This is a genomic window from Nonomuraea pusilla, from assembly GCF_900109355.1.
Taxonomy (GTDB): Bacteria; Actinomycetota; Actinomycetes; order Streptosporangiales; family Streptosporangiaceae; genus Nonomuraea; species Nonomuraea pusilla.
The window spans coordinates 78,974-92,201 of record NZ_FOBF01000019.1; the positions used below are offsets into that span (position 1 = coordinate 78,974).

The following is a 13,228-nucleotide window of genomic DNA, read 5'->3' on the forward strand; positions in this document are numbered from 1 at the left end:
GAACCACCATGGCGGATCTGACGCGGCGTGGGCTACTCGCCGCCGGCGCGCTCACCCTGCTCGCCGGGTGCGGCAAGGACCAGCCCCGGCAGCAGGCCGCGGACGGCAGGCCGCAGGGCAAGGTCACCGTCTGGCTGCACGGCTCGCAGGACACCGGCCGGCAGTTCCAGGAACTCGTGCACCGCTACATCGCCGAGTTCAACGTCGACGTGCAGTTGCTCTACCTGCCCGTGGGCCAGCTCGACGCCAAACTGCTCACCGCCTTCACCGGCGGCGCCCCGCCCGACGTCTTCAAGATCGGCCACTGGAGCTTCCCCGCGCACGCCAAGAAGAACCGGCTCGCGCCCGTCGACGCCAAGGCGCTCTCGTTACAGGACTACGAGCCGGGCACGACCACCCCGCTCACCTACCAGGACGTGCCCTACGGCGTGCCCATCGACTTCAACCCCTGCATGCTCTACTACCGCAAGGACCGGTTCGAGGAGGCCGGACTCGACCCCGACAAGCCCCCCGCGACCTGGGAGGAGGTCGCCGAGTACAGCGCCAAGCTCACGTCGCGGGACCGCAGGCGCGTCGGCCTGCAGTGGCTCTACGGCGACCCGCAGTGGGCCCTCATGACGCTGACCGCCCTCGTCCAGGGCAAGGGCGGCACGCTCGTCACGGCGGGCGGCGCGAAGGCGTCGCTCGCCACCGAGCAGGGCATCGACGCCCTGACGTACATGTCGGGGATCGGCAACCCCAAGCTCTCCAACCCGCTGGGCGCGCTCGGCCTGTTCTACTCCGGCGAGGCCGCCATGGTCGTCAGCGGCGCCTTCCTCGGCCCCGCGCTGGAGAAACTGGGCAAGGACCAGCTCACCTTCGGCAAGCAGTACGGCGTCGCCCCCATGCCCACCTGGGCCGGCGGCACGCCCGTCGTCCCCGCCTACACCTGGGGCTGGGGCGTGGCCAAGGACTCGCCCAACCAGTTCACCGCCTGGCACCTCGTCAACTACCTGCAGGGCGCCCCGGCGGTGGCCGCCAACCTCGACAACGGCATCATCATCCCGACCAAGGGCTGGCGCGACGCCGGGCCGCGCGGCAAGTCCGAGATCATGAAGATCGTCGCCGACAGCCTCCCGCACGTCGACTTCGGCCCGATCGTCCCCGGCGCCCTCGAACTGGCGAAGGCCGCGGCCGGCGCCGTCGACTCCGTCGCCCACGGCAAGTCGACCCCCGCCCAGGCCGCGGCCACCTTCGACTCCACCGTGCGACCGGTCCTGTGAGAACTCGGCCGCAGGCCGCCGCGGGGGTGGCGCTGACCCTGCCGGTGGCCGTCTTCTTCGTCGTGTTCTGGCTCGTCCCGTTCCTGGCCGCCGTCTACCTCAGCTTCACCGACTACGAGATGGCAGGGACGCCCCGCTGGGTCGGCCTCGCCAACTACGAGCGCATGTTCGCCGACCCCGGCTTCCTCAACTCGGCGTGGATCACCGTCGTCTACACGGTCTGCACGGTCGTCCCCACGATCGTGCTGGCCCTGCTGGTGGCCGTGCCGCTGAGCAAGCCGGGACGGCTCAACCGCCGGCTCAGAGCGCTCGTCATGATCCCGGCCGTGATGCCGCTCGCCGCCACGTCCATGGTCTGGGTGATCATCTACTCCGACCGGGGCCTGGCCAACACCCTCCTCGGCCTGGTCGGGATCGACCCGCAGTCCTGGCTGACCAGCTCCGACCTCGCCATCTGGGCCCTGGTCGTGATGGTCGTCTGGAAGAGCATGGGACTGTTCGTGATCATCCTGACCGCCGGACTGCAGGCCCTGCCCGGCGAGGTGTACGAGGCCGCCGCCATCGACGGCTCGGGAGCGGTGACCACGTTCACCCGGATCACGCTCCCGCTGCTGCGCAGGACCCTGCTGTTCGTCCTGGTCATCTCGGTGGCCGGATCGATGCAGGCGTTCGTGCCCGCCTTCCTGCTCACCGGCGGCGGGCCCGCCGACGCCACCCAGGTGCTGCCGTACTACATCTGGGCCAACGCCTTCCCGTACGAGCACATGGGCTACGCCGCCGCGATGGGCATGGTGCTGCTCGCCGCCATGGTGATCGTCTCGGCGCTGCAGTTCGGGTTCCTGAAGGGAGGCGACGAATGAGAGCGGGCACGATCCTGCGCGCGGTCTGGCTGATCGCCGCGGTCGGGTTCATGCTGCTGCCGGTCTACTCCATGCTCGTCGTCGCCTCCGCGCCCGACGACACCGACCTGCGCGGGCTGGTCTTCAACGGCTTCCACCTGCCCGAGAACATCGGGCAGCTGTTCGGCGAGGGCAACCTGCCCACCTACCTGCGCAACAGCCTCATCCTGTGCGTCGGCACCGGCGTCCTGGACGTGATCTTCTCGGCCGCCGCCGGATACGCGATGGCCCAGCTCTCCTTCCCCGGCCGCCGCGCCCTGTTCGCGCTGGTGGTCGGCACGCTCGCGCTCACCCCGATGGTCCTGGTCATCCCCGTCTTCCTCATCGTGAAGGAGCTCGGCTGGGTCAACACCTTCCAGGGGATGATGGTGCCCGGCATGATCAGCGCGTTCGGCGTCTTCCTGGTGCGGCAGTTCGCCCTCGGCATCCCGCAGGAGCTGCTGCTGGCCGCGCGCATCGACGGCGCGGGCGAGTTCCGCATCTTCGCGCGCGTCGCCGTGCCGCTGCTCAAGCCCGCGCTCATCACCCTGTTCCTCGTGCATTTCCTGGCGCAGTGGGACAACCTGCTGTGGCCGCTGATCGTGGCCAACGAGCAGGAGCTGTGGCCGTTGCCGGTCGGGCTGGCCAACTTCCAGAGCGAGGTCGGCTTCAACTACCACCTGACCACCACCGCGGCCCTGGTCACCGCCGTGCCGCCGTTCGTCCTGATGGTGGCGCTGCAGCGCCACTACGTGGCGGGGCTCACCTTCGGAGGGCTGAAACGATGATCCCGGACCTGATCCCCGGCGCCGCGCGGATGATGGAGTGGATCGAGACGGTCACCTCGCGGGGCATCAGGCGTCCCGGCTACCCGGCCGACGACTGGACCGCCGCGTGGGCCGCCGAGCGCTTCACCGAGTTCGGGCTCCACGGCGTCCGGCTGGCGCCGGTCGAGCTGCCCGCCTGGCGGCCGGTGACGGCCTCGTTGACGGTGCGCCTGGACGCCGACCCGTCGAGAGCCGTGCGGGTGGCGGCGTCGGCCCTGCCGTACACCACGCCGAAGGCGATCGTGAGCGCGCCCGTCAGCCGCGAGGTCGTGCCCGGCGCGATCGTCGTGCCCGAGTACACCTTCGCCGAGCTGCCGCAGTCCTACCTCAGGGACCTGGCGACGGCCGTGCACGACCCCGAGGGCGTCTTCGACGACCTGGTCCAGACGCTGCCGTTCCAGCTCGACCACCTCGACGTCATCCAGGGCGTCATGGACGGCGGCGCCGCCGCCTTCGCCGGGGCGCTGACCGGGGTGCCGTGGGAGACCCGCGACTACTACGTGCCCTACGACGCCGTGCACCGCGACCTCCCGGCCGTCTGGCTGTCGGGCCGCGACTCGCGGCGGGTGCTCGACCTGGTCGACGAGGGCCCCTGCACGGGCACGCTCACCGTCGAGTCGGAGACGGGCCCCGCCGTCTCGCACAACGTGATCGGCACGCTCCCCGGCCGCTCCGACCAGTGGGTGATCATCGGCTCGCACCACGACGCGCCCTGGGCCTCGGCCGTCGAGGACGCCTCGGGCATCGCGCTGGTGCTGGCCGCCGCCCGGTACTGGGCGGGCGTGCCCGAGCGGGACCGGCCGCACAACCTGGTCTTCCTGCTGACCGCGGGTCACATGGCGCACGCCGCAGGCACCCGGGCCTTCATCGAGGAGAACCGCGGCCTGCTGGGCGACGTCGTGCTCCAACTCCACCTGGAGCACGCCGCCCGGCGGTGCGTGGCCGTGGACGGCGAGCTGCTGCCCACCGGCGACCCCGAACCCGGCTGGTGGTTCACCACCAGGAAGCCGGAGCTGGAGCGCCTGGTGGCGGAGGCCGTCGTCGCCGAGGACCTGAGACGCTCGTTCGTGCTGCCGCCCGACGTGTTCTCCCCGATGCCGCCCACCGACGGGGCCTTCTTCCACCCCGAAGGGGTGCCGCTCGTGCACTTCCTGTCGGCTCCCATGTACCTGTTCGACTCGGCGGACACCGTCGACAAGGTGCACGAGGAGAGCCTTGAGCCGCTCACCCGGGCGGCGGTCAGAATCGTCGAAGGGACGGACGGATGGCGCCGCGCATGATCGTGCGAACCACTGCCGGGCTGGTCGAGGGCAGGGCCGAGGAGGGCGTGCTCGCCTTCCTCGGCGTGCCGTACGCCGCCCCGCCCTTCGGCGAGCACCGCTTCGGCGCGCCCGTCCCGCCACCCGCGTGGGACGGCGTGCGGCCCGCCGTCACGCGGGGCGCCGCCGCCCCGCAGGCGGCCGGCGAGGACATCGGCCTGTACGCGCCCGACGTCTTCGAGGTCGGCGAGGACTGCCTCAACCTCGACGTGCGCACCCCTCGAACCGGCCCTGACGCCGGGCTGCCCGTCCTGGTCTGGATCCACGGCGGCGCGTTCTCCATCGGCGGCAACGGGGCGGCCTGGCACCAGGGCCAGCGCTTCGCCCGCGACGGCGTCGTCTGCGTGGCCGTCAACTACCGGCTCGGCTTCGAGGGCTTCCTGGCCCTGGAGGACGCCCCGCTCAACCGGGGCGTCCTCGACTGGCTGGCCGCGCTGGAGTGGGTACGCGACAACATCGCGGCCTTCGGCGGCGACCCCGGCAACGTGACGGTCGCCGGGCAGTCGGCGGGCGGCGCCGCCGTCGCCACCCTGCTGGCGACGCCTCGCGCTGAAGGGCTGTTCCACCGCGCGATCGTGATGAGCGGCTCGGCCGGCCTGGTCGCCACCGAGCAGGAGGCGCGCGACTACGCCAAGGCGCTCGCCACCCGGCTGGGGATCGACCCGACCAGGTCCTCCTTCGCCCGGCTGTCCCCCGAGGCGCTCGTCGCCGAACAGCCGCCGCCGCTGACCGGCGACTCCGGCGGGCTGAACGAGTCGGTGCCGGTCAAGCCGGTCGTCGACGGCGACCTGATCCCGGCCGTCCCGCTGGCCGCCCTGCGCGGGGGCGCGAGCGCGCACCTTCCCCTGCTGGTCGGCTGCACCTCCCAGGAGGCCGACGTGTTCGTCCGCCGCCTCGTCGCCGACCTCGACGAGGCCGGCGCGCAGGCCGTGCTCGACCACCTCGGCGTCCAGATCGGCGAACCCGGCCTCACGCCCGCCGAGCGCGTCGGACGCGCCGTCACCCGGCACCTGTTCACCCGCGAGACGCGCTGGATCCGCGAGGCCAGGCCCGCCTACGCCTACGAGTTCCGGTGGGAGTCGCCCGTCGAGAGCCCCGTCGGCGGCGGACGCGTGGGCGCCGTGCACAACCTCGACCTGCCCTTCGTCTTCGACGTGCTCGACGCGCCCGGCGTCGAACGCACCGCGGGGCCGGGCGCGCCGCAGGCGCTCGCCGACGCGATGCACGCCGCCTGGGTGCGCTTCGCCCGCACCGGCGATCCCGGCTGGCCGCTCGGGCACACCATGGTCTTCGGCGACCCCGCCGACCGGCGCTCGTGACCCGCGGTCCTGCCCGGACCCGTGCCGGGCAGGACCGCGGGTGGCGCCCTCAGCGCTGCACGCTCCGGGCGTCGCCGCCGAGCTCAGTCGGCTGGGGTCCGCTGCGCGACGTCGGTGCCGGCGGCGCGCATGCGCGCCTCGAACAACGCCCTCAGCCGGGTCCAGGCCGGCTTCTGCTCTTGTCCGTGGTCGGCGAGCAGGCCGTACCTGGTCGCGGCGTCGGTGCGGGTCCGGAGCGCGGCCGGGACGGGCAGCAGTGCGGGACGGGCGAGGAAGTAGTCGGCCATGGCCGTGGCGAGTTCGTCGACGCGTGGGTCGTCCGGCTCCCACTCGGCGGCACGCCACATGCGCTTGACCAAGGAGACGTACCGGGGATCGTCGAGGCTGCGCTCGACCCGGGAGACGTAGTCGTCGAAGCCCTCCGGCACCAAGGCCCTGACCAGCACCAGGCCCTCCCGGGCCATCGTCACGTCCTCCGGGGTGAAGCCCAGGTCGGCGGCCACCTGGTCCAGTTTCGCGAGAACGCGGTCGGGCAGCAGGGCCCGGTCGCCGGTGGCGAGCCGGCGCAGCATGTCACGCCGCGCCATCAGATCGTCGATGCGTTCGTCGAGGCGCTGTTCGACGTCGGCGAGCGTGGCGGCGAACCGGTCAGGATCGGCGTCGAGGATCGCCCGGACCTCGGCCAGCGGCACGCCGGCGGCGGCCAGCGTCCGGATCTGGACCAGCCGCAGCAGGTCGGCCGATCCGTAGCGGCGGTAGCCGGAGCTGTCGCGGCGGGGTTCGTCGATCAGGCCGTGCTTGTGGTAGTGCCGGATGGCTTTCACCGTGACACCGGCGAAGGCCGCCGCCTGGCCGATGGTGACGCCGATCGTCATGTGCTCCGCCGGCCTGGTGATCGTGGGGCGCCGGCGAGTTCGCGGACGGCGTCGGCGACGGCGCGGAAGTCCTTGCTCAGGATGCGGCCGTGGCTGCCGGCGACCTTCGCGCTCATCCTGACGTTCGGGTGGCGCGCGAGCACCGGGGTGAGGGCGGCGCGCATGCTCTCCATCTCGTCACGGCCGCCTCCGAGGTTGGCGCCGGTGGCGACCACGTACCGGACCTGGCAGGTCACGCTGTCGAAGACCGGGTCGAGCGCGGCGTAGACCTCGTTGAGCTCGATGTTGCTGCGGGCGTGCTGCTCGGCGGACATCTTCGCGGCCATGCCCATCGTGGACAGCACGGGCAGCAGCGGGCGCGACCGGTGCCACAGCCGCCGGATCCGCTCCTCGGCGTAGCCGAAGTCGTACGGGTACGCGCCGTCCACGGACACCACCCCCGCGACGCGCCCCGGATTGCGGCCGGCCCAGTGCAGCGCCACCGGCGCGCCGTAGGACCAGCCGACCAGAATCGGCCGCTCCACGCCCCTGGCCGCGAGGACGGCGCCGACGTCACCGACGTGCGCCTCGAACGACGCGGCGGCGGCCGAACGCCGGGATCGGCCGCGGGCCCGCATGTCGTAGGTGATGTGCCGGTAGCCGCTGCCGAGTTCGGCGATGACGCGCCGCCAGTACCGCTGACTGGCGAACTGGCCGTTGAGGTAGAGCACGGAAGGGCCGGGCCCGCCGGTGTCGGTGACAGCCAGCGCGGTGTCGTCGACCGGTACCATGCCGGTCCAGGGGGAATGGGGGTCGGTCACCCGTTCAGCGTGCACCCTGACCCGAGGTCAAGGTCAATCCCCACCACGACCTCCCGGTGAGACGCCGACCCCGCACATCGCCTGGCGATCACGGGGCCGAACGCTCGGTTCGACCGTCAGCTCCTCAACGAGACCACTCCCCAGGGGTGAGGACGACGGCCGGCAGCGGGCTCTCCTTGTCCCGGTACGGACGTCGTGAAGAGGTCATGACGCGGCTCCGGTGAGCTGGGCGTGGAGGCGCCTGCACTCGTGGGCGAAGCGGCCCGTCCGGCGACTCCGCGCGAACTCCCCGATGACCGGGAGCTCGCCGCGCGCGCCGGTCCAGCGTGCCACGTCGGCGGCGAAGGCGACGAGTTCGGCGTGGGTCACGGTGACCCGCCGCCCCTCACCCGGCAGCATCCCGGGCAGCAGGGTGCGCAGGATGCGCCACACCTCGTGGTGGCCGCCGGCGTCGGCCAGCTCCCTCAGTGCCGTGATGGCGGGGCGCGTCTCCTGCCAGGTGCGGCGCAGCACCAGCGCGAGCTGGCGGCCGATCGCCTCGGCGGGCAGCTCGCCCCTGGCGGCCATGCTCAGGACCAGCGGGATCACGCCGGGCACGCTGCCGGCCAGGAGGAAGGCGAGGATCACCGCCGTGGACTCGCCCACAGGGCCCTGGGCGATCTCCAGGCCGGCGATCTCCGCCGGAGTCACCCCGGCGCCCCAGTAGCCGTGCAGCAGGAAGGGCAGGAAGTTGACGGCCACGACCTCGCGGTGCGAGGGCAGCATGGCGGGCCACGCCCCGAGCGTGCCGCCGGACCCGTCAACCTTCCAGTCGAACGGCTCGCGCAGCAGCACCTCGTCGATCAGCCGATGGCCGGTCGGGGCCGTCACCCGCAGCACGGGCTGCAGCCTGACCTCGGTGAAGTGCTCAGGTTCGCCGTCGCCGAACTCCACCATGGACGCGCCGACCATGTGCCGCCACACGTGGCCGCACTCGGGGTCGGCCATGCCGTCACCGGCGAGCCAGCGGGCGGCCGAGCGCGCCGCGTCCGAGTCGACCTTGGCGGCCCGGTCGGCGGCGTCCCGGTGGCACCCCCGGGGCAACCGCAGCAGCGCCTGCGCCAGGTCGGCGGGGAGCGGCTCCACGCCGGCGGCGGCGCAGGTCTCCAGCCGGTCGATCAGCACGTCGGGGTCGAGGTGGCCGCTCATCCACGTCGGCGTGGCCAGCAGCACCGGCGGCAGGGTGCCGTCGCGGAGGGCCTCGGCGAGTTCCGCGTAACGGTGCAGCAGGAAGTCGTGGGGCGGGGAGACGCGGTTCGGGTGGGGCAGCCGGTTGCGCCGCCGCCACTCGTCGTGCTCCGGCAGCTCCCTGGGCATGAAGGAACGCAGCCGGGGCGGGACGAAGACGACGGTCACCTGCACGAGCGGCTCGTCCGGGCTCGGCGGGGGCACCTGCTCCCCCGCCCGCATCGCGGCGATCCTGGCGGGGTCGACGCCCAGCTCGGCCATGCGCTCGTAGGCGCGGTCGAGGACGAAACGCGGCATGGCCTCCACGGAGTCGTCGTACAGGACGCCGGGCCTCGGCCGCGGCGGACGGCGGTGACGCGGCGGTCCGTCGTCGCGGATCTCCTCGTCGGCGGTGTCGTCATGCCACGGCTGCTCGGCATCGGTGGGGGAGCCGTTCAGGTGGATCCGGCCGTTGGAGAAGGGGATCTGCCGGTCGCCCTCGCGGGCCACCGCCGCGTCCGGGCCGTCGTCGCTGGTCCAGGTGATGAAGAAGGCACGCAGCGGAGCGTCGTCGTCGAGATAGCGGCCAGGCCGGAAGAGGCCGCCCACCGTGATCCGGTGGGGCGACGGCTCCGCTTCGGGCTCCTCGCCACGGGTGAGGGCGCGCACTCCCACGGAGTGGCTCGCGTCGTCCCAGAACTTCTCCGGCTCGATCGGCGGCAGCTCCGGAACGCTGCCGGGGGTGACGAGCTCGGCGGACAGCGCCCGCTGCCAGTCGTCGGGGTCGCGGCGCACCTCCCTCGCCCGCCAGTGGTCGCGGTCCCGCTCGACGTGGGGCTTGAGCGTGCGGCGCAGTCTCGCCCGGTCGTCGGCGATCCCGGTGACGAAGGCCGCCAGCCAGCGCTCCTGGCCGATCCAGCGCTCGCGGTGGTCGGGGAAGATGGACGGCTCGGGGAACCGCCGCGCCTCAGGAAGGCCGGGCAGCGGCGGGAACTCCTTCCGCTCCGGCGGCTCCTCGACCGGGGTCTCCCCGCCGAACCGCTCCGTCAGCCTCGCGCCCAGGCCGGCGGGCAGGTGAAGGACGCCTTGGCGGATCGTCTCGGCGTGGTCGGCGAACAGGTGGGCGTGTTTCAGGGTCAGCTCGACCGCGCGGACGCGCACGTCGAAGGACGTGTGCGCGTACGCCGTGGTCAGCGCCGTCACGAAGTCGGCGGCCGTCTCCGGCGTGGCGCGGATCGCCTGGTCGAGCCAGCGCAGGCCCGTGGCGGCGAGCTTGGCCTCGGCCCGGAACGTCAGCGCGTCGACCGCCTCGACCAGGTCGGCGTGGTCGAGCGGCATCGCCCCGCGCACCTGCCGCGCGGCCAGCTCGGCGACCGTGCCCGGAGCCGACGGCAACAACCGCAGGTAGTCGCGCAGACGGGGAGCGGACTCCGCGGGCGTGGGGTCGAGGAGCGTGTGCAGCCGGACGAAGAAGCGCAGGTCTTGTGCCTCGCCGCCGCGCAGGAAACGGCTCACGCAACCGTCGAGCACCTGTTCCCTGGGCAGCTCGCGGGCGGCCGCGGCCAGCCAGCGGGTCGGCTGGGGCTCCAGCCGCTCGTCACGGAGGGCGCGGCCCGCGCCCTCGGCGGTGAAGACACGAGGCAGCAGCACGGGGGTCAGCGGGTCGCCGGCCACGTTCGGCGCGGCCAGCCAAGCGGCCACCAGCGGGTCGTGGTCGGGCGGCACGGCGCCGGACTCGCGCAGCAGCGCCACGGCGAGCGGCGCGATGCGGTCGCCTGGACGGCGCACCCGCAGGGCCAGCCGGACCGCGACGTCGCGACGCCACTCGAGGGGGCGGGCGGCCGCCACCCGGCACACCTGGGCGACGTCGGGGTCTTCGGCCCAGCGGCGGTTGACGTCGCGGCCGGTCATCCACGCCACGGCGGCCGCCGGGCCCGTGATGACGCCGACGCCGGCCAGCAGCAGCGCGCCGGCCATGGTGTCGAGCAGGTCGCCGACCTCCCAGGAGGCGATCTCCGCGAAGCCGTCGGGATGCCGCGCGCGCACCTGCTCGGTGCGGGCGCGGCGCAGTTCCTTGACGAGGCCGGGCAGCCGCACGCCCAGCTCGGCGCGTTCCTCCTCGGTGAGTGTGACCAGCCGGTCGGCCAGGTGGGTGACCCGGTTGCCGGTGATCAGGTCGCGGATCTCCGTCCAGAGGGTCATCGGGAGACCTCCACGGCGGCGCGGGCGACGATCCGGGCGGCCAGCACGTGTTTGCACGGCCCACGGGACCCGCGATGGTCCCACCACCACTCGCAGGTGCAGGAGCCGTCGGCCAGCGAGACCCGGCGCGCGCCGCCCGAGGTGTGGACGGTGGCCGACTCGCCTTCGAGCTGCACGGCGCCCGCGTCGGCGAGCCGGCGCGCCTTGGCCAGCCGCGGGTTGAGCAGGAGCACGCTGTCCTTGTCATAGGGCAGCTCACGGTGGAAGTGGGCGGCCTCCGACAGGTCGTAGCCGACCCGGCCGGCGACGCCGAGCTGCGTCAGCGCGGCCCGCACCCGGTCGGCGGGGATGCCCGCGCGGTCGGCCAGCAGGCCGATCTCGATCTCGGGCTCGAAGTTGAGCAGCATGCCCACCACGTCGGCGTCGTTCTCGGCCTCGTCGGTGGCCAGGTCGTCGAGCACCGCGCCCTCCCCGGAGAAGCCGCGCCAGCGCTCCGGCGAGAGGGTGAGCGTGTAGCGCATGCCCGGCAGCTCCAGCTCCCAGGCGCTGGAGGCGGCGTCGGCGGGACCGTACAGCCGGAGGGACTTCGCGAAGCGAAGCAGCGGCAGGAGGGTGCCGAGCCGGTTGGGGCCGGCGAGCTGGACCGAGCCCGGAACCCGACGGTCGAAGACCCTCAGCTCACGCCCGGCCTGCGCCACCCACACCGTGCCCTTCCTGGGCAGCGCGCGCAGGAACCGCACCGCCGCCATGCCGGACAGCTCACCGCGCAGATCCATGCCCGAGGCGATGACCTGCACCTCGGCGAACCCGCGCAGCCAGCGCTCGGGCAGGGGCACCTTCTTCTCCACCACCGCGCCGTCGGTCGTGGTCACGACCAGCTCGTCGAGACCCACCCCCAGGTGCAGCGGGTCACGCGCGCCGATGCGCGCCAGCGCCTCCCGCAGCGGCGGGTTCACGTCGACGTTGGTGGTGCCCCGGTCGAACACCTCGCCGTCGAGCGCGCCGCTCATCAGGTCAAGCCTGGCGTACACCCCGCCACAGGCCGAGAACGACTCGAACCGCAACCGGTCTCCGTTGCACGTCACCACCGGGTCGCGCACCCAGCCGGGCCGCGACTGAGGCTGGTGGTAGCGGGCCAGCGCCACGTCGGCGACGCCGAGCAGGGCCGCCGCGGCGGGGGCCGCCTGGGTCACCACGCCGCTGAAGAACCGGGGGGCCACGGCGGGGCCGGACAGGGCCCGCCCGCCTGAGGTCGCCAACCCGAGACGACCGTCGACAAGGGAGGAGGGCGCGGCGTACGTGTACGCCTGCGTCGCTGAAGTCATGGCCGGGACAGTAGATCGTCCCACCGACAAACCGGCGCGGCGGATGCAGAGGGGATGAAGGATCTGCGGACACCCCGCCCGCACGAAGGGACCGTCGCCCTACCCCTTGCGCTCGGAGGTCACGTAAGGCATGAGATAGTTCAATAGCTGAAACAGCCTGGGCGGCGGGGGAGTCGTGGCGGAACCATCCATCGATTGGCCGGACCCCGAGGGTCAGGAGATCGTGGAGCGTCTGTTCGCCGCGGATGCGGCTCTGCGGGCGCACTTCGAGGAGACCGCCGCCGCGGTCGGCCTCACCGTGCCGCAGGCTCACACGATGCTTCAGCTCGGGCAACCTCTGCGCATGGGCCAGATAGCCGGCCAGCTGCACTGCGAACCCTCCCATGTCACCGGCATCGCCGATGCTCTCGAGCAGTGCGGTTTCCTGCGCCGGGAACCGGACCCGGATGACCGTAGGGCCAAGCGGCTCGTTCTCACGGCGTCGGGGCAGGACCTTCGAGGCCGCCTCCTGGCCTACCTGTTCGAGAGGGCGCCGATCATCTCGGTGCTGAACCCCGACCAGCGCACCGCGCTGCTGTCGCTGCTCCGCCTGGCCCAGTCCACCGGCGGGCCCCGCTCCCCGCGCTGACCTCCAGGCGACTGCCTCCCGCTCCACGTCACGGCTGCCCATGGACCGTCGGCGCTCTGCGCCGGCGGTCGCGTGACGCTGCCCATCTCCCCGCATCGCAGGTGGACCCCCCTGGTGTCGGTCGCAATAACTTCTGGTAGAACATAGTTCAGCCAGTGAAGTATTGAATCTTCTACACGAGGAACCGACATCCATGTTCATCGCCACCGCCGCCCTGTCCGTGCTGCTGGCTCTCGCCTTCGCCGGAGCCGGCTACCCCAAGCTCTCCGGTAAGGACTCCATGGCAGCCGAGCTCGGCAGGCTCGGAGTGTCAGCCGGGTTCATGCGCGTCATCGGCGCGCTGGAGATCCTCGGAGCCGTGGGGCTGATCGCCGGCCTCTGGATCGAAGCCCTGGGGGTCGCGGCCGCCACCGGACTGGCGCTCCTCATGGCCGGCGCCGTCGCCTCCCACCTCAGGGCCCGCGACACCGCCAAGCAGACCCTGCCGTCGCTGGTTCTGCTGATTCTCAGCGCGACCACGCTCGCTCTCGGGCTGGCCGGCCTCTGAGACGCAGCCGTCACCTCCCGACGCCTCCGCGACCGAACCC

At 72.8% G+C, this 13,228-nt stretch carries 11 protein-coding genes; 7 read left to right on the forward strand and 4 right to left on the reverse strand.

Going from position 1 to position 13,228, the window contains the following annotated elements:
* Nucleotides 1–8 precede the first annotated feature (8 nt).
* From BMX74_RS31745 to BMX74_RS31765, 5 genes are read left to right on the forward strand one after another with little or no spacing between them, the layout of a single operon-like run.
* Complete coding sequence (locus BMX74_RS31745; protein ID WP_055510110.1) at nucleotides 9–1,262, forward strand: ABC transporter substrate-binding protein; 1,254 nt, start codon at nucleotides 9–11, stop codon at nucleotides 1,260–1,262.
* Nucleotides 1,259–2,122 (forward strand): carbohydrate ABC transporter permease, encoded by an 864-nt coding sequence (locus BMX74_RS31750; RefSeq protein ID WP_143078827.1) that lies wholly within the window; start codon nucleotides 1,259–1,261, stop codon nucleotides 2,120–2,122. The genes BMX74_RS31745 and BMX74_RS31750 overlap by 4 nt, the downstream gene beginning before the upstream one ends.
* Nucleotides 2,119–2,928, forward strand: a complete 810-nt coding sequence (locus BMX74_RS31755) for a carbohydrate ABC transporter permease (RefSeq protein WP_055510114.1) — start codon at nucleotides 2,119–2,121, stop codon at nucleotides 2,926–2,928. The genes BMX74_RS31750 and BMX74_RS31755 overlap by 4 nt, the downstream gene beginning before the upstream one ends.
* Nucleotides 2,925–4,247, forward strand: a complete 1,323-nt coding sequence (locus BMX74_RS31760) for a M28 family metallopeptidase (RefSeq protein ID WP_236715174.1) — start codon at nucleotides 2,925–2,927, stop codon at nucleotides 4,245–4,247. The genes BMX74_RS31755 and BMX74_RS31760 overlap by 4 nt, the downstream gene beginning before the upstream one ends.
* On the forward strand, nucleotides 4,244–5,605 hold the full coding sequence (locus BMX74_RS31765) for a carboxylesterase/lipase family protein (protein ID WP_177227594.1): 1,362 nt from the start codon (nucleotides 4,244–4,246) through the stop codon (nucleotides 5,603–5,605). Before BMX74_RS31760 ends, BMX74_RS31765 begins: the two co-directional genes overlap by 4 nt.
* A gap of 83 nt (nucleotides 5,606–5,688) precedes the next feature.
* Here the strand turns inward: BMX74_RS31765 and BMX74_RS31770 are convergent, their stop codons facing one another.
* From BMX74_RS31770 to BMX74_RS31785, 4 genes are all read right to left on the reverse strand, one after another.
* A complete protein-coding gene (locus tag BMX74_RS31770; protein ID WP_091104285.1) occupies nucleotides 5,689–6,480 on the reverse strand; it encodes a MerR family transcriptional regulator in 792 nt (263 codons plus the stop codon).
* Nucleotides 6,477–7,280, reverse strand: a complete 804-nt coding sequence (locus BMX74_RS31775; RefSeq protein ID WP_256257378.1) for an alpha/beta fold hydrolase — start codon at nucleotides 7,278–7,280, stop codon at nucleotides 6,477–6,479. Before BMX74_RS31775 ends, BMX74_RS31770 begins: the two co-directional genes overlap by 4 nt.
* Nucleotides 7,281–7,484: 204 nt before the next feature.
* A complete protein-coding gene (locus BMX74_RS31780) occupies nucleotides 7,485–10,688 on the reverse strand; it encodes a DUF7824 domain-containing protein (RefSeq protein WP_091104288.1) in 3,204 nt (1,067 codons plus the stop codon).
* On the reverse strand, nucleotides 10,685–12,013 hold the full coding sequence (locus BMX74_RS31785) for an SWIM zinc finger family protein (protein ID WP_055510125.1): 1,329 nt from the start codon (nucleotides 12,011–12,013) through the stop codon (nucleotides 10,685–10,687). The genes BMX74_RS31780 and BMX74_RS31785 overlap by 4 nt, the downstream gene beginning before the upstream one ends.
* Before the next feature lie 175 nt (nucleotides 12,014–12,188).
* Between BMX74_RS31785 and BMX74_RS31790 the strand changes: the two genes are divergently transcribed.
* Together BMX74_RS31790 and BMX74_RS31795 are read left to right on the forward strand one after the other, a co-directional pair.
* Nucleotides 12,189–12,641, forward strand: a complete 453-nt coding sequence (locus BMX74_RS31790; protein ID WP_055510127.1) for a MarR family winged helix-turn-helix transcriptional regulator — start codon at nucleotides 12,189–12,191, stop codon at nucleotides 12,639–12,641.
* 193 nt (nucleotides 12,642–12,834) lie between these two features.
* Nucleotides 12,835–13,188, forward strand: a complete 354-nt coding sequence (locus BMX74_RS31795) for a DoxX family protein (protein WP_055510129.1) — start codon at nucleotides 12,835–12,837, stop codon at nucleotides 13,186–13,188.
* The last annotated feature ends 40 nt before the right edge of the window (nucleotides 13,189–13,228 follow it).